This is a genomic window from Pseudomonas sp. NPDC087346, from assembly GCF_044744235.1.
Lineage (GTDB): Bacteria > Pseudomonadota > Gammaproteobacteria > Pseudomonadales > Pseudomonadaceae > Aquipseudomonas.
In genome coordinates, this window is sequence record NZ_JBIUXX010000010.1 from 7006 (window position 1) to 22113 (window position 15108).

The following is a 15108-nucleotide window of genomic DNA, read 5'->3' on the forward strand; positions in this document are numbered from 1 at the left end:
TTGCTTCCTCCTCATTTTGTTTGTCTGGGGGGTGTTTTTTCTCGCCGGCGTCCTCCCCGCCCCGCCCCCCGCCCCCCCCCCGGGGGGGGGCCCCCCGCCCCCCCCCCCCCCCCCCCCCCCCCCCCCCCCCCCCCCCCCCCCCCCCCCCCCCCCCCCCCCCCCCGCCTGGCTTCCCGTGGCTATGCCCTGGATGTTGCGCGCATCGAAGCGCTGGAAGAACAGCGCAAGACCGTCCAGACCCGCACCGAAGCACTGCAGGCTGAACGTAATGCGCGTTCCAAATCCATCGGTCAGGCCAAGCAGCGCGGCGAAGACATCGCGCCGCTGATGGCCGACGTCGAGCGCATGGCGGGCGAGTTGAGTGCCGGTAAAGTCGAACTGGACGCGATCCAGACCGATCTGGATTCGATCCTGCTCGGCATCCCGAACCTGCCGCACGAGTCGGTACCGGTCGGTAAAGACGAAGACGACAACGTCGAAGTGCGCCGCTGGGGTACGCCGACTGCTTTCGATTTCGAAGTGAAAGACCACGTGGCCCTGGGCGAGAAGTTCGGCTGGCTGGACTTTGAAACCGCCGCCAAGCTGTCCGGCGCACGTTTCGCCCTGTTGCGTGGCCCGATTGCCCGTCTGCACCGCGCGCTGGCGCAGTTCATGATCAACCTGCACGTCAACGAGCACGGCTACGAAGAGGCTTACACGCCTTATCTGGTTCAGGCCCCGGCGCTGCAAGGCACCGGTCAGTTGCCGAAGTTCGAAGAAGACCTGTTCAAGATCGCTCGTGAAGGCGAAGCCGATCTGTACCTGATCCCGACGGCTGAAGTGTCGCTGACCAACATTGTTGCCGGTGAAATCGTCGATTCGAAATTGCTGCCGATCAAGTTCGTTGCTCACACTCCTTGCTTCCGCAGCGAAGCCGGTGCATCGGGTCGTGACACTCGCGGCATGATCCGTCAGCACCAGTTCGACAAGGTTGAAATGGTCCAGATCGTTGAGCCGTCGACCTCGATGGAAGCGCTGGAAGGCCTGACCGCCAACGCTGAAAAAGTCCTGCAACTGCTTGGTCTGCCTTACCGCACCCTGGCGCTGTGCACTGGCGATATGGGCTTCAGCGCGGTCAAGACTTACGACCTCGAAGTGTGGATTCCGAGCCAGGACAAGTACCGCGAAATCTCGTCGTGCTCCAACTGTGGCGACTTCCAGTCCCGCCGTATGCAAGCGCGTTTCCGCAATCCGGAAACCGGCAAGCCTGAACTGGTGCATACCTTGAATGGCTCTGGCCTGGCGGTCGGTCGTACCCTCGTTGCCGTGCTGGAAAACTACCAGCAGGCCGACGGCTCGATCCGCGTGCCGGACGTGCTGAAGCCGTACATGGGTGGCCTTGAGGTCATCGGCTAAATGAAGTATCTGCCGCTGTTTCACAACCTGCGCGGCAGTCGTGTGTTGGTCGTCGGTGGGGGGGAAATTGCCTTGCGCAAATCCCGCCTGCTGGCCGATGCCGGTGCGCTGCTGCGGGTAGTCGCACCCGAGATCGAACCGCAACTGCGCGAACTGGTCGATGCCAGCGGTGGCGAGTGCCTGCTGCGCGGGTACGCCGAAACGGATCTGGACGGTTGCGGGCTGATCATTGCCGCGACTGACGACGAGCAGTTGAACGCGCAAGTCTCCAGCGATGCCCATCGACGTTGCGTGCCGGTCAACGTGGTCGATGCGCCTGCGCTGTGCAGCGTGATCTTCCCGGCGATTGTCGATCGTTCGCCGCTGATCATTGCGGTGTCCAGCGGCGGCGATGCGCCGGTGCTGGCACGGCTGATCCGCGCCAAGATCGAAACCTGGATTCCGTCCACTTACGGTCAACTGGCCGGTCTGGCTGCGCGTTTCCGCGATCAGGTCAAAGGCTTGTTCCCGGATGTGCAGCAGCGTCGCGGGTTCTGGGAAGACGTTTTCCAGGGCCCGATTGCTGACCGGCAACTGGCCGGGCAGGGCGCCGAGGCTGAACGCCTGTTGCAGGCGAAAATCGACGGCGAAGCGACCGTGATCACCGGCGAGGTTTATCTTGTCGGTGCTGGGCCGGGTGATCCTGATCTGCTGACCTTCAAAGCCTTGCGTCTGATGCAACAGGCTGACGTGGTGCTCTACGACCGTCTGGTCGCGCCGGCAATTCTCGAATTGTGCCGTCGTGATGCCGAGCGCGTTTATGTCGGCAAGCGTCGGGCAGATCATGCGGTGCCGCAGGATCAGATCAACCAGCAATTGGTCGATCTGGCCAAGGCCGGTAAACGCGTGGTGCGCTTGAAGGGCGGTGATCCGTTCATCTTCGGCCGTGGCGGCGAAGAGATCGAAGAGCTGGCAGCGCACGGGATTCCGTTCCAGGTGGTGCCGGGTATCACGGCGGCCAGTGGTTGCGCGGCGTATGCCGGGATTCCGCTGACCCATCGCGATCACGCGCAGTCGGTGCGTTTTGTCACCGGGCATTTGAAGGACGGTTCCACCGATCTGCCATGGGCCGACCTCGTCGCCCCGGCGCAGACGCTGGTGTTCTACATGGGCCTGGTGGGCCTGCCGATCATCTGCGAGCAGTTGATCAAACACGGTCGCGGCGCCGATACCCCGGCGGCGTTGATCCAGCAGGGCACCACGGTCAATCAGCGAGTCTTTACTGGCACGCTGGCAGACTTGCCAAAAATGGTCGCGGAGCATGAAGTGCATGCGCCGACACTGGTGATCGTCGGTGAAGTGGTGCAACTGCGCGAGAAACTGGCGTGGTTCGAAGGGGCTCAGGCGCAGGTCTAGAAGTACTGCGTCGCCCCCAATCGCTGGCAAGCCAGCTCCCACAGGTTCTGTGTTGATGCTGCAATCTTCAGCATCACGCAAATTCCTGTGGGAGCTGGCTTGCCAGCGATGGGGTCCTCAAAACCGCTACATACCTCAGCCCCGACGCCAAACCCCTTTCCCGCTCAACCGCGCACGATCATGCGCCACGGTGAAATCCTGCTCCGGCCCCTTGGGCACAATCCCCGTCGGATTGATGGTCTTGTGGCTGCCGTAGTAGTGATGCTTGATGTGCTGGAAATCCACCGTCTCGCCAATCCCCTGCCACTGATACAACTCGCGTAACCAGTTCGACAGGTTCGGGTAATCGGCAATCCGTCGCAGGTTGCACTTGAAGTGCCCGTGATACACCGCGTCGAAGCGAATCATCGTGGTGAACAGCCGAATGTCCGCTTCCGTCAGGTATTCCCCGGTCAGATAACGATTGGCGCCCAGCACCCGTTCAAGGTGATCCAGTTCGGCAAACACCTCATCGAACGCTTCTTCGTAAGCCTGTTGCGACGTGGCAAAGCCTGCGCGGTACACGCCGTTGTTCACTGCCGGATAGATCCGCTCGTTCAGCGCATCGATCTCACCGCGCAGCGGCGCCGGATAGAAGTCCAGATCATTGCCGGTCAGTTCATCGAAGGCGCTGTTGAACATGCGGATGATCTCCGCCGATTCATTGCTGACGATGCGATTCTGCTGTTTGTCCCAGAGCACCGGCACGGTGACGCGGCCGGTGTAGTCGGCAGTATCGGCGGTGTAGCGCTGGTGCATGAATTCGAAGTGGTCGAGTTTGTCGCCGGTCGAGCCGAAGGTCTTGTCGAACGTCCAGCCGTTCTCCTGCATCAGCCAACTGACCACGGAAACATCAATCAGGCTTTCCAGCCCCTTGAGTTTGCGCAAGATCAGCGTGCGGTGCGCCCATGGACAGGCGAGGGAAACGTAGAGGTGATAACGCCCGGGTTCGGCGGCAAAACCACCTTCACCGCTCGGCCCGGGTTGGCCGTCAGCGGTGACCCAGTTGCGCCGTTTGGCCTGTTCGCGCTCGAACGCACCGTCCTTGCTGCTTTCGTACCACTTGTCCTGCCAGCGGCCGTCGACTAGTAAACCCATGATCAAGACTCCAGAAACCGATAAACGTTGGAGTCGAGTCTATTCCGCTGAGTTCGAACAAAAAGCGCAAAGATCGGGCGTGAATGATCGGCTAAATCGATTTGTTCCGCGCCGCCCAGTAGTTTTCGGCAGTGGTGAAGGCTTGAACCCGATCTTGTCCGAGGCCACGCAATGCCAACGCCATAGTCGAAATCAGCGCCATTTGCGGGTAGCTATCGACCACGTCGCCACGCCACACGGCTTTGAGGTGTTCAACGTCCAGCGAGGCCGGTTTTACGTGGCGTTGCGCCGACAGTTGCGGCCATTCCTCGTCCCAGCTTTCGCCACCCGTGGTGCCGTACAAATGGCTGTCGGCATCCGGATTGATCTCGATTTCGCCGCCGTCGCCCTTGACCACAATCGCCGTGTCGCCGAGCAAGCCGCTGGCATCGCGATGCACTGCCTGATAACCCGGGTGGAAAATACTTTGCAGTCCGCAACGAGCGCCCAGCGGATTGAGAATCCGCGCCAGCGAGTGAATCGGCGAGCGCAGGCCGAGGGTGTTGCGCAGGTCGATCATTTTTTGCAGTTGAGGCGCCCAGTCCATCAACGGCATGAACGCCAGACCACCGTTGTCCAGTGCGCTACCGACCTGTTGCCAGTTGCGGCACAACGGGATGTTCAGTTCGCCAAGCAATTGCTCGCTGTAAAGACGTCCGGCAGTGTGGGCGCCACCGCCGTGCATGAAGATGCGCACGCCGTTCCGCGCCAGGCATTTGGCCGCCAGCAGATACCACGGCAGATGGCGCTTTTTGCCGGCGTAAGTTGGCCAGTCCAGATCGACATTCAATGGCGGCGCCTGCAAACGGTCGCGCAATGCCTCAGTGAAACCGGCCATTTCCTCGGCGCTTTCTTCCTTGTGTCGCAGCAACATCAGGAATGCGCCGAGTTGGGTCTCTTCGACTTTATCGTCGAGCACCATGCCCATCGCCTCGCGGGCCTCTTCGCGAGTCAGATCGCGGGCGCCGCGCTTGCCTTTGCCGAGGATTCGCACGAATTGGGCGAATGGATGTTCGGCAGGCGTCTCGAGGGTCAGCGCTGGATAGTCGGTCATAAGCAATTCGTCGGTTTGGGCAGGCCCGCCAGTTTCGCGGCGAGTTTGGCAGGGGTGCCTTTGAACAGTCGGTTCAGGTGCAGGCTGTTGCCTTTGTCCGCGCCGAGTTTCAGCGCGGTGTATTTGATCAACGGGCGCGTAGCCGGGGACAGCTGAAATTCAGCGTAGAAGCTGCGCAGCAGTTCGAGGATTTCCCAGTGTTCGGGGCTCAACTCGATTTCTTCGGCGGCGGCGAGGGCGCTGGCGACGTCGTGCGACCAGTCGCTCAGGTCAACCAGAAAGCCGTCCTTGTCCAGTTCGATGGCGCGCTCGCCGACGGTCATGGAATTCATAGCCAGCTGTTGACCTTGTCGTGATGGATCGACAGTTCGACGAAGGCCGGGTAATCGATGGCTTCGGCCCAGTCCGGAACGTCGATGGCGCGGGCCTGCGCGTCTTCGGCGAGGGCGAACAGTTTCACTCGGCGCTGGTTCAGCGTGTCGAACGGCGCAGTGCCCGGTTGCAAGGCGTAGACGGCATCGCCGGATAACAGCAAGGCGTCGGCCGCGCCGATCAAGCGCAGGCAACTGCTCAGGCGAGCATCGCCGAACGGGGAATGAGACAACACATGCAAAGTCGACATCAGAGGGTCATCACCTGGTCGTAACGGTCAATAAGGGCGGTGATTTCTTCGGCGTCGAGCGCCTGCGCTTCGTCCAGCGAAACATTATTCAGGCCTCGGATGCCGACGCTGTCGGCGCAATAGAACAACTCTTCAACGCCAAACATCGGCAGCGCTTGCAGATTGGCGCTGAGGTCTTTCTGTTGCACAGCCTTGGCGTTTTGCCCGGCAGCCAATTGCAGCACGCCATCGTCGAGAAACAGCAAGCCAATCGGCAGATCGAAGGCGCCACCGGCCAGCACGATGTCCAGCGCTTCACGGGCGCCGGGGCCGGACCATGGCGACTGGCGGCTGATGATCAACAAGGATTTGGCCATGTCATGCGCCTCCAAAACAGATCAGACGGTCGGCGTCTTGCACCGCATCATGCAATTGCCCCAGACCGGACAACTCCCAAGGTGTGCTGACGGCAACCGCGTCGCGCTGATAGCGCTTGGCTTCTTCGTCATTGAGTACGCCACGGCGCAGGGCAGCGGCGATGCACACCACGCCGTCCAGTTGCTGTTCGGTGACGAAGGTGCGCCATTGCTTGGGCAGGTCCAGCTCATCCTGCGGCGTGACCACGGCATCGGAGGCGTTATAAACGCCGTCCTGATAGAAAAACAGCCGGACAATTTCATGCCCCCCGGCCAGCGCTGCCTGCGCAAACAGCAGGGCACGGCGCGAGGAGGGCGCATGGGCGGCGGAAAACACGGCAATGGCGAACTTCATGACGGACTCGATCAGCAAAACTGCGGCCATGATAAAGCTTTATCGGCGAGGCGGCGAAGTCGATGTTGCCCACACGGCCTCATCGCCAGCAGGCTGGCTCCCACATTGACCGCTGCCGATCACAACTTCCCAGTGGCAGCTAGCCTGCTAGCGATGGCGGCAGGGGGGATGTCACAGGAAACCTCAGCGCGGCATATAGCCGAGTTGCCAGCGCCGGGGGATGCTCAGGGACAACAGCGCCACCACGCCCGCCAGTAACCCGCTGACGAACAGCGCCCTGAGTCCCAGATGATGTTCCAGCACCGCACCAATAATGGCGCCGATGAACATCCCGCTCCAAGGCACCAGTTGCACCCGCCAGCCATTGCGCCGTTCGCCCAGCAGCCATCGGCCCAACCCCCGGCCAAACCGTGATAACGCGCCCGTCACGTATGTCAGCCCGACCGGCAGACCGTTCACTTCCTCCACCGCGGCATTGAGCATGCCCATGGCGATGATCGCCGCCAGCAGCGCCGGCAGTTGCGCTTCATACGGCCAGGCCGCCGCCGCGCAGAGCAGGGTGGCAATGCATAACATCAACGGCAGCGCCCGCCGTCCGCCGAGCCGCCCAATGACGATGCCCAAAGCGTTGCCGACGATAAAGGTGAAAATCAGGATCACCAGCCGCAAGATCAGCCCGAGATTGCCATCGCTGATCGCTACCGCCAGTCGAGTGGTGTTACCACTCATGAACGAGACGAAATCGCCGCTGGCCATGAAACCAATGGCGTCGGTCATTCCCGCCAGTACCGACAGGCTGGCAACCAGCGCGAGCCCGATCCGACCGCGCCACTTCTGCGTGTGCAGGTGGCCGGGGCTGGCGCGATGGCTCGAAGCGGAAGGCAACATCGGCGAAGTTCTCCTGGGTGAGCGGTTACGGTTCTATGCCATACAGATCGCAATATTCCAGCCAGTCCATGCCGGCCATTTCCGCGACTTCGCGGTGCACCTCCAGACGCTGCGCCTGATACTCCTCGGGCGTTGCGACGGTGAGCTTCAACGTCAACTCCCAGGCAAACAGTTTCTGATTTTCAGCCTCGGCTTCGAAGGCTTCGTCCAGGCGTTCCTGACGGTATTGCGCCTGGGTTTCACCTTTGGCCTGGGCCAGCAGCGGGTTGAGATGGTCGAGGGTTTCGCGCAGTTCGGGGCGTGCGTCGAGAAACAGTTGCAGGGCGTGTTCGTGTCGGTGGTCGGTGGCCGCCATATGTGCTCCTTGTGAGGCTGATGACCTTAGGGTGCCAAAGCGCCCCGTGCCTGTCGCGCTATAAATCCAGTAAAGCAGAACGATTCTTCTGGCTGCGGTGATACAGTCCGCTTTTTTCTGAACGAGCGAATGCAATGCGAATTCTGATGGTAGCGCTGGCAGCGACTGTGCTGGCCGGTTGCGCGGGTTCGGTAATGAACGATGCTCGCACCAAAACCCCCTATAAAACCCTGACCTCGGACAAGCCCGAGAACGTCGTGGCGCAGTGCGTGCAATTCGCCTGGCAGGACGAGGCGGTGTTCGGGGTTGATGCGGGTGCATATCTGCAGCCGGGCAAGAAGGGTGGTTCGACGGTTTACACGCGTTCGGCGGAATCGTTTGTCGATGTGGACGCCGGTGCCTCGGGTACGGTTTTGAGCTATTACGCGCAGAAGGACGACTTCTTCGCCAAGCGCCGGTTGGCGGCGTTGGCGACTTGTTTGTAAAGCAAAGCAGTTGAGTTTCAACTGTTTGATGTGTTGATTGCTGCGGGCCCCATCGCGGGCAAGCCCGCTCCCACATTTTTTTGTGTTGGAACACGATCGGTGTTCAACCTGGATCACTGTGGGAGCGGGCTTGCCCGCGATGAGGCCGGTGGCGTCAATCCATCAAGCGCTTCTGGAAAAAGTGCCGCTTGTGCCCCGGCGGATAATCGACAATCTCCCCGAACTCGCTGTACCCAAGCTTCTTGTAAAACTCCGGCGCCTGAAAATCGAAGGTGTCGAGCCAGATGCCTACGCAGCCCTTGTTCCTGGCGAACTCTTCGGCCATGTGCATCAGTTTCGAGCCAACGCCATGGCCCCGTCCCGCTTCCGGAACGGACAGCAACTCAATAAACAACCACTGATAAAACACCCGGCCATACAGCCCGCCGAGGATCGCGTCGTGCTCATCACGCACCAGCAGCGCAACCGGCTCAGGCGTTGTCGCGCCAGCCTTGGCCGCGTTATGGGCGCGCAGGGGCGCGAGAATGGCTTGGCGTTGTTCTTCCGTGGGGTTTTGCGACAGCTCGATACGCAAAGTCATGGCGACATCCTTATGGCGGTGAGCCCGCAGCCTATCGCGCCTCGGGGATTTCTACCAATCCTGTCTAGATGAGGTGGAACCGCCGCTTGTACGCAGGGGTCTAGCCTTTACAGCGTCATTTCAAACGCTCGCCGTCGAGGACTCTCCATGAACATTTTCGAAGCCCTGCGCGAAAGCCATGACCGCCAGCGCAGCTATGCCAAAACCCTGATCGAAACCAGCGGCGATACCCCTGAAAGGGTCGAGGCCTACAAGCAGCTCAAGGCCGAGTTACAGGCCCATGAAACCGCTGAAGAACGCCATTTCTACATCCCGTTGATGGAACTCGACAACGGCGTCGATCTCAGCCGCCACGCTATCTCCGAGCACCATGAGATGGACGAGATGATGGAAGAGCTGGATGAAACCGAGATGTCCAGTCCGGCATGGCTGGTCACCGCGAAGAAACTCTCGGACAAGGTGCATCACCACCTCGAAGAAGAAGAGCAGAAGTTTTTCCAGATGGCTGGCAAGTTGCTCAACGAAAAGCAGAAAGAACAGCTCGCCGGACAATACGAAAAAGAGTTCAAAGCGCAGTTGTCGTGAGCGGCGAATGCGAGTTTTCGTACCTTTGGGCTGTACTCCTTTTGCCATAGGTGGGGTAGGAATCGGCGCAATATACTGTGTTTATATCCAGTATATTCGGCGTTTTGCTGGTGCAATCGGAGAGCCCTGCGAAAATCCGCCGATGGACAAAAAAATCACCTCCGTTAGCTTGAAGGCCTCTCCTCGGGAAGGAGAGTTCTTAAATCAACGGAGTGAAAAACATGAATCAACCAGAAGCTCAAACCCAACTGCGACACGGTCGTGTCACATCCCCATCCAGCCGCGGTGCGGTGGCTATCGAGCAAGGATTGCTCGGTGCCTGGCAGGTCAACGAAATGGAAGGCGGCAAGAATTTTCCGGCACTGACTGCCGGCCCTTTTCCTGCCCCGTACGGCTCTGACAGTGACAGCGTCACGCCACCTGCCGATGGTTTCATCCTCAGCGGCGGCAAGACCGACGCCCGTGATTGCGTGAACTTCACGGCAGCCGAGATGAGCCAGAAACTGGGCCGTCCGTTCACTTGGCCGCTGCTCAATGTCGAGCCAGGCCAGACGTTCAAAGTCGAATGGAACTACACCGCGCCGCACACCACCCGTGGTTATCGCTGGCTGATCACCAAGGATGGCTGGGACCCGCAGCAACGCATCACCCGTGCACAACTTGAGGCGAAGCCTTTCGCCGAGGACTTCTACACTCAGGTGCCGTACTACAGCTATCCGAATGAATTGAAGGCCAAGGTCAATCACGAAGTGAAACTACCTGCCGGCAAAAAAGGTCATCACGTTATCGTGCTGATGTGGATCGTCGCCAACACCGGCAACGCCTTCTATCAGGCTTTCGACGTGGACTTCAAATAAGTTCGCAACGCTCAACCCACACGTTCTGAAGGATTAGAACATGTCTAAAATCGACTTTACCTTGATGCAAAATCTGGCAGCCGACGCTGCCTCGCTGATGCCGAGTCTCGCTGGCAAGAAGATCCTCATGGGCTTCTGGCACAACTGGCCAGCAGGGCCGAGTGACGGGTACCAACGGGGTCAATTCGCCAATATCTCCCTGGAGAATGTGCCCACGGAATACAACGTGGTTGCCGTCGCCTTCATGAAGGGCAGCGGAATTCCGACCTTCAAACCGTTCAACGTCTCCGATGCTGAATTCCGGCGTCAGGTTGGCGTGCTGAACAGTCAGGGACGGGCGGTGCTGATTTCCCTCGGTGGCGCCGATGCGCACATCGATTTGCGCAGCGGTCAAGAGCAACCGCTGGCCAATGAAATCATCCGTCTGGTGGAAACATACGGCTTCGATGGGCTGGACATCGATCTTGAACAGAGCGCGATTGATTTCGCTGCCAACAAGACCGTACTGCCGGCCGCGCTGAAACTGGTCAAGGATCACTACACAGGCCAGGGCAAGCACTTCATCATCAGCATGGCCCCGGAGTTTCCGTACCTGACCACCAATGGCAAATACGTCGGTTACTTGCAGGCACTCGAAGGCTACTACGACTTCATCGCCCCGCAGTTCTACAACCAGGGTGGCGACGGAGTCTGGGTGCCAGAGGCCAACAACGGCGCCGGTGCGTGGATCGCGCAGAACAACGACGCGCTGAAAGAGGATTTCCTCTATTACCTGACCGAAAGTCTGGTAACCGGCACCCGTGGATTCACCAGGATTGCTGCCGACAAGTTTGTCATCGGCTTGCCAGCCAACGTTGATGCGGCCGCCACCGGTTACGTGATCGACAAAACCGTGGTGGGCAATGTGCTCAAGCGGCTGGCGATAAAAGGACTGCCGATCAAGGGCCTGATGACCTGGTCGGTAAACTGGGACAACGGCACCAGCAAGGATCGTGTGCCGTATAACTGGGAGTTCAGTCGGCGTTATGGGCCGCTGATCCACGGCGCGGGTTCAGCCTCTACGGAATCGGCTGATGCGCTATCGAACTTTGCTCGTTAGCTGAAAATAAAGAAGCCCGGTAGCGCTGCCGGGCTTTTTTTATGGACGCAATTATTCGACCATGGACGTCCATTGATGAGAAGGATCGAACGTCATGCCCAACACCGCCGAGCGGGTCAACATCGTCGAAACCCAAGTGTTGTCCCACGACTGGTATCTGCTGAGGAAGATTACCTTCGACTACCTGCGCAATAACGGCGAATGGCAACGTCAGAGCCGCGAGGTCTACGACCGGGGCAATGGTGCGGCGATTCTGTTGTTCAACCGCGAAAAACGCAGCGTGGTGCTGACTCGACAATTTCGTCTGCCGGTCTTCGTCAACGGCCATGATGGTCTGTTGATCGAAGTGGCGGCGGGGCTGCTGGAAGGTGCTGCACCGGAGCAACGAATTCGCGAAGAGGCGGAAGAGGAAACCGGCTACCGCGTGCATGACGTGAAGAAAGTCTTCGAGGCCTACATGAGCCCCGGCTCGGTTACCGAAAAGCTGCATTTCTTTATTGCCGAATACGACTCTGCGTCAAAGGTCGGCGCTGGCGGCGGTCTGGAAGAAGAGACCGAAGAACTGGAAGTGCTGGAGTGGTCTTTCGATGAGGCCTTGGCGGCGTTCCATCGCGGCGAAGTCTGCGACGCCAAGACCATCATGCTGTTGCAATATGCGGCGATGAATAACCTGTTTGATGGTTAAAATCTAAAAGATCGCAGCCTTCAGCTCTCACCCTGGAATGCAGTCCAATGCAAGGGCTGCCGAAGGCTGCGATCTTTTGATCTAAAACAGCTCTCCGGTTTTACCCACGCCAGCCCAGTCGCCACCCTCCAGCGTCAACAACCGCTCCTTCGCCTCTAGCCCTCCGGCGAATCCAGTCAACTTCCCCGACGCACCAATCACCCGATGACACGGCGCGATAATCGAAATCGGATTCCGCCCATTCGCTGCGCCCACCGCCCGCACCGCGCTCGGGTTACCGATCTGCTCGGCGATCTGGCTATAGGTTCGCGTCTCGCCAAACGGAATGGTCAACAGCGCCGCCCAGACCTTTTTCTGAAACTCGGTGCCGACGAAATCCAGCTCAACATCGAAACAGTCACGGCTGCCGGAAAAATATTCTGCAAGTTGCCGAGCCGTTTTCACCAGAACCGGATTGTCTGGCGCCTCAGTCATCGGCCCGAGACGCACTCGCCCCAGTTTGTCGTTTTCCCAGAGGATGGCCGCCAGTCGTGAACCGTTCGCGACCAGCTTCAACTCGCCGACGGGCGAGGGCAGAGTGATGAAGGTGAAAGACATGCAGGCGAACTCCGGATCAGGACAGCAATGGCGCCCAGCATACTGCCTGATCGGGGAGGCGCAATACGCAAACGGAGCCATACTGCTTGTTGCTCTTGAAGCGCTCCCTCTGTTGTTCACAGACCCTAAAAACAAAAAAAGAGATCGACTCATGAAGTACGGACCTTTAGCCAAATCGCTGATAGCGACCTCCCTGGCACTCAGCTGTCTGATGGCCCACGCCGCGTCGGTGGCGCCGGTCGCCGCCGAAAACGGCATGGTGGTTACTGCGCAACATCTGGCCACGCACGTCGGTGTCGATGTATTGAAAAGTGGCGGCAACGCGGTGGATGCGGCGGTCGCGGTGGGGTATGCGCTGGCGGTGGTTTATCCCGCAGCGGGCAACCTCGGCGGTGGCGGTTTCATGACCATTCAGTTGGCCGACGGTCGCAAGACGTTCCTCGACTTCCGCGAAAAAGCCCCATTGGCGGCGACGGCCAACATGTACCTCGACAAGGACGGCAACGTCGTCCCGGACCTGAGCACTCGCGGCCATCTGGCGGTTGGCATTCCCGGCACTGTCTCGGGCATGGAACTGGCGCTGACCAAGTACGGCACCAAGCCGCGCAAGGAAATGATTGCCCCGGCGATCAAACTGGCGGAAGAAGGGTTTGAGCTGCAACAGGGCGACGTCGATCTGCTCGACTACGCCACCGATGTGTTCAAAAAGGACATGCGCGACTCTGGCTCGATCTTCCTGCACAACGGCGAGCCGATGCAGGTCGGGCAAAAACTGGTGCAGAAAGACCTCGGCAAGACCCTGCGGACGATTTCCGAGAAGGGCACCGACGGTTTCTATAAAGGCTGGGTAGCCGACGCCATCGTCACGTCGAGCCAGGCCAACAAAGGCATCATCACCCAGGCCGACCTCGACAAATACAAGACCCGCGAACTGGCCCCGGTGGAATGCGATTACCGTGGTTACCACGTCGTCTCGGCACCGCCGCCAAGCTCTGGCGGGGTAGTGATCTGCCAGATCATGAACATTCTGGAAGGTTATCCGATGAAGGATCTGGGCTTCCATTCGGCCCAGGGCATGCACTACCAGATCGAAGCGATGCGCCACGCTTATGTGGATCGCAACAGCTACCTCGGCGATCCGGACTTCGTGAAGAACCCTATCGAGCACCTGCTCGACAAGAACTACGCGACCAAGCTGCGCGATGCGATTCAGCCGCAGAAGGCCGGTGTCTCGGCTGAATTGAAACCCGGTGTGGCGCCGCATGAAGGCAGCAACACCACTCACTATTCCATCGTCGACAAGTGGGGCAATGCGGTGTCGGTGACTTACACCCTCAACGACTGGTTCGGCGCGGGTGTGATGGCGAGCAAAACCGGGGTGATTCTCAACGACGAGATGGACGACTTCACCTCCAAGGTCGGCGTGCCAAACATGTACGGTCTGGTACAGGGCGAAGCCAATGCCATCGCTCCCGGCAAGGCGCCGTTGTCGTCAATGAGCCCGACCATCGTCACCAAGGACGGCAAAGTGGTAATGGTGGTCGGCACGCCGGGTGGCAGTCGCATCATCACCGCGACGTTGCTGACTATGCTCAACGTCATCGACTACGGCATGGGCTTGCAGGAAGCGGTCGATGCGCCGCGTTTCCACCAGCAGTGGATGCCGGAGCAGACCAACCTCGAAGACTACGCCGCCAGTCCCGACACCAGGAAAATCCTCGAGAGCTGGGGTCACAAGTTTGCCGGGCCGCAAGATGCCAACCACATCGCCGCGATTCTGGTCGGCGCGCCATCGCTGGGCGGTAAACCGGTCGGCAAAAACCGCTTCTACGGCGCCAACGATCCACGGCGCAACACAGGGTTGTCACTGGGCTACTGAGGGGCGTAAATAGAGGCATAAATAGGGGGCGGACTCGCGTCCGCCCTTGTCTCAAGTTCCGATCAAGGAAGACACGCCATGGCCACCGCACTGCTGATCATCGACGTACAGCGCGCCCTCTGCTCGGGCGAATACGAGTGCTACGACATTCCCCGCGTAATCAACACCATCAACCACCTCAGCGCCCGTGCCCGCAAGGCCGGAGTGCCGGTGTTGCTGATTCAGCACGAAGAAAAGGATAGCCCGCTGACGCACGGTACCGAAGGCTGGCAGCTGGCCGAAGGCCTGGAAACCTCGGAGAAAGATCTGCACGTACGTAAAACCACCCCGGATTCGTTCTACCAGACCAACCTGCAAAAACTCCTGCCCAAGGAAGATTTCGATTCGCTGGTGATCTGTGGTCTGCAAACCGACTACTGCGTCAACGCCACCGTGCGCCAAGCCCATCAACTGGGCTACGACGTGGTGTTGGTCGCCGACGCCCATTCCACCCTCGACAACGGCAACATGTCGGCCGAAGACATCATCGCCGAACACAACAAAGATCTGGCCCACCTGACCGGCGCCATGGCCCGTATCGACGTCAAACCCGCCGCCGACATCATTTCTGAAAGCCCGGTAAACCCTGTGGGAGCGGGCTTGCCCGCGAAGGCTTAGGCACATCCGGCATCAACGTGACCTGACACTACGTCTTCGCGAGCAAGCT

General features: G+C 59.6%; 18 protein-coding genes and 1 pseudogene. 9 read left to right on the plus strand and 10 right to left on the minus strand.

Going from position 1 to position 15108, the window contains the following annotated elements:
• Positions 1-165: 165 nt before the first annotated feature.
• Both serS and cysG read left to right on the plus strand, forming a co-directional pair.
• Positions 166-1395: a serine--tRNA ligase gene (gene serS / locus ACIOZM_RS08540; RefSeq protein WP_401212407.1), complete on the plus strand. Its 1230-nt coding sequence runs from the start codon at positions 166-168 to the stop codon at positions 1393-1395.
• The gene (gene cysG / locus ACIOZM_RS08545) at positions 1396-2790 is read left to right on the plus strand and encodes a siroheme synthase CysG (RefSeq protein WP_401211961.1); all 1395 of its coding nucleotides are present in this window, start codon (positions 1396-1398) and stop codon (positions 2788-2790) included.
• A gap of 135 nt (positions 2791-2925) precedes the next feature.
• Here the strand turns inward: cysG and ACIOZM_RS08550 are convergent, their stop codons facing one another.
• From ACIOZM_RS08550 to ACIOZM_RS08585, 8 genes are all read right to left on the minus strand, one after another.
• Positions 2926-3927 (minus strand): glutathione S-transferase family protein, encoded by a 1002-nt coding sequence (locus ACIOZM_RS08550; protein WP_401211964.1) that lies wholly within the window; start codon positions 3925-3927, stop codon positions 2926-2928.
• Positions 3928-4018: 91 nt separating this feature from the next.
• On the minus strand, positions 4019-5020 hold the full coding sequence (locus tag ACIOZM_RS08555; RefSeq protein WP_401211967.1) for a glycosyl transferase family protein: 1002 nt from the start codon (positions 5018-5020) through the stop codon (positions 4019-4021).
• A complete protein-coding gene (locus tag ACIOZM_RS08560; RefSeq protein WP_401211969.1) occupies positions 5017-5352 on the minus strand; it encodes a TusE/DsrC/DsvC family sulfur relay protein in 336 nt (111 codons plus the stop codon). The genes ACIOZM_RS08555 and ACIOZM_RS08560 overlap by 4 nt, the downstream gene beginning before the upstream one ends.
• Positions 5349-5642: a sulfurtransferase complex subunit TusB gene (gene tusB, locus ACIOZM_RS08565; RefSeq protein ID WP_401211972.1), complete on the minus strand. Its 294-nt coding sequence runs from the start codon at positions 5640-5642 to the stop codon at positions 5349-5351. Before tusB ends, ACIOZM_RS08560 begins: the two co-directional genes overlap by 4 nt.
• Positions 5642-5998, minus strand: a complete 357-nt coding sequence (gene tusC, locus ACIOZM_RS08570; protein WP_401211975.1) for a sulfurtransferase complex subunit TusC — start codon at positions 5996-5998, stop codon at positions 5642-5644. Before tusC ends, tusB begins: the two co-directional genes overlap by 1 nt.
• A gap of 1 nt (position 5999) precedes the next feature.
• Complete coding sequence (tusD, locus tag ACIOZM_RS08575) at positions 6000-6392, minus strand: sulfurtransferase complex subunit TusD (protein WP_401211978.1); 393 nt, start codon at positions 6390-6392, stop codon at positions 6000-6002.
• A 183-nt stretch (positions 6393-6575) separates the two neighbouring features.
• Positions 6576-7280, minus strand: a complete 705-nt coding sequence (locus ACIOZM_RS08580; protein ID WP_401211981.1) for a YoaK family protein — start codon at positions 7278-7280, stop codon at positions 6576-6578.
• A gap of 25 nt (positions 7281-7305) precedes the next feature.
• The gene (locus ACIOZM_RS08585) at positions 7306-7635 is read right to left on the minus strand and encodes a DUF6388 family protein (RefSeq protein ID WP_401211984.1); all 330 of its coding nucleotides are present in this window, start codon (positions 7633-7635) and stop codon (positions 7306-7308) included.
• A 134-nt stretch (positions 7636-7769) separates the two neighbouring features.
• Here ACIOZM_RS08585 and ACIOZM_RS08590 point away from each other — a divergent pair, with 134 nt between their 5' ends.
• A complete protein-coding gene (locus ACIOZM_RS08590; protein WP_401211986.1) occupies positions 7770-8120 on the plus strand; it encodes a hypothetical protein in 351 nt (116 codons plus the stop codon).
• Positions 8121-8274: 154 nt separating this feature from the next.
• Here ACIOZM_RS08590 and ACIOZM_RS08595 read toward each other — a convergent pair whose 3' ends face one another.
• The gene (locus ACIOZM_RS08595) at positions 8275-8700 is read right to left on the minus strand and encodes a GNAT family N-acetyltransferase (RefSeq protein ID WP_401211989.1); all 426 of its coding nucleotides are present in this window, start codon (positions 8698-8700) and stop codon (positions 8275-8277) included.
• 147 nt (positions 8701-8847) lie between these two features.
• Between ACIOZM_RS08595 and ACIOZM_RS08600 the strand changes: the two genes are divergently transcribed.
• The 4 genes and pseudogenes from ACIOZM_RS08600 (at position 8848) to ACIOZM_RS08615 (ending at position 11926) form a co-directional block, all read left to right on the plus strand.
• Entirely contained in the window at positions 8848-9285 is a 438-nt protein-coding gene (locus ACIOZM_RS08600) for a hemerythrin domain-containing protein (RefSeq protein ID WP_401211992.1), read from the plus strand.
• 221 nt (positions 9286-9506) lie between these two features.
• A complete protein-coding gene (locus tag ACIOZM_RS08605; protein ID WP_401211995.1) occupies positions 9507-10142 on the plus strand; it encodes a lytic polysaccharide monooxygenase auxiliary activity family 9 protein in 636 nt (211 codons plus the stop codon).
• Between the two features lie 40 nt (positions 10143-10182).
• A pseudogene (locus ACIOZM_RS08610) lies at positions 10183-11184 on the plus strand (chitinase); the annotation flags it as partial.
• Positions 11185-11335: 151 nt separating this feature from the next.
• Positions 11336-11926, plus strand: a complete 591-nt coding sequence (locus tag ACIOZM_RS08615) for an NUDIX domain-containing protein (protein WP_401211998.1) — start codon at positions 11336-11338, stop codon at positions 11924-11926.
• An 81-nt stretch (positions 11927-12007) separates the two neighbouring features.
• Here the strand turns inward: ACIOZM_RS08615 and ACIOZM_RS08620 are convergent, their stop codons facing one another.
• Positions 12008-12523, minus strand: a complete 516-nt coding sequence (locus ACIOZM_RS08620; protein ID WP_401212001.1) for a methylated-DNA--[protein]-cysteine S-methyltransferase — start codon at positions 12521-12523, stop codon at positions 12008-12010.
• A 151-nt stretch (positions 12524-12674) separates the two neighbouring features.
• Between ACIOZM_RS08620 and ggt the strand changes: the two genes are divergently transcribed.
• Both ggt and ACIOZM_RS08630 read left to right on the plus strand, forming a co-directional pair.
• A complete protein-coding gene (gene ggt, locus ACIOZM_RS08625) occupies positions 12675-14402 on the plus strand; it encodes a gamma-glutamyltransferase (protein WP_401212004.1) in 1728 nt (575 codons plus the stop codon).
• A 78-nt stretch (positions 14403-14480) separates the two neighbouring features.
• A complete protein-coding gene (locus ACIOZM_RS08630) occupies positions 14481-15059 on the plus strand; it encodes a cysteine hydrolase family protein (RefSeq protein ID WP_401212007.1) in 579 nt (192 codons plus the stop codon).
• Positions 15060-15108 lie beyond the last annotated feature (49 nt).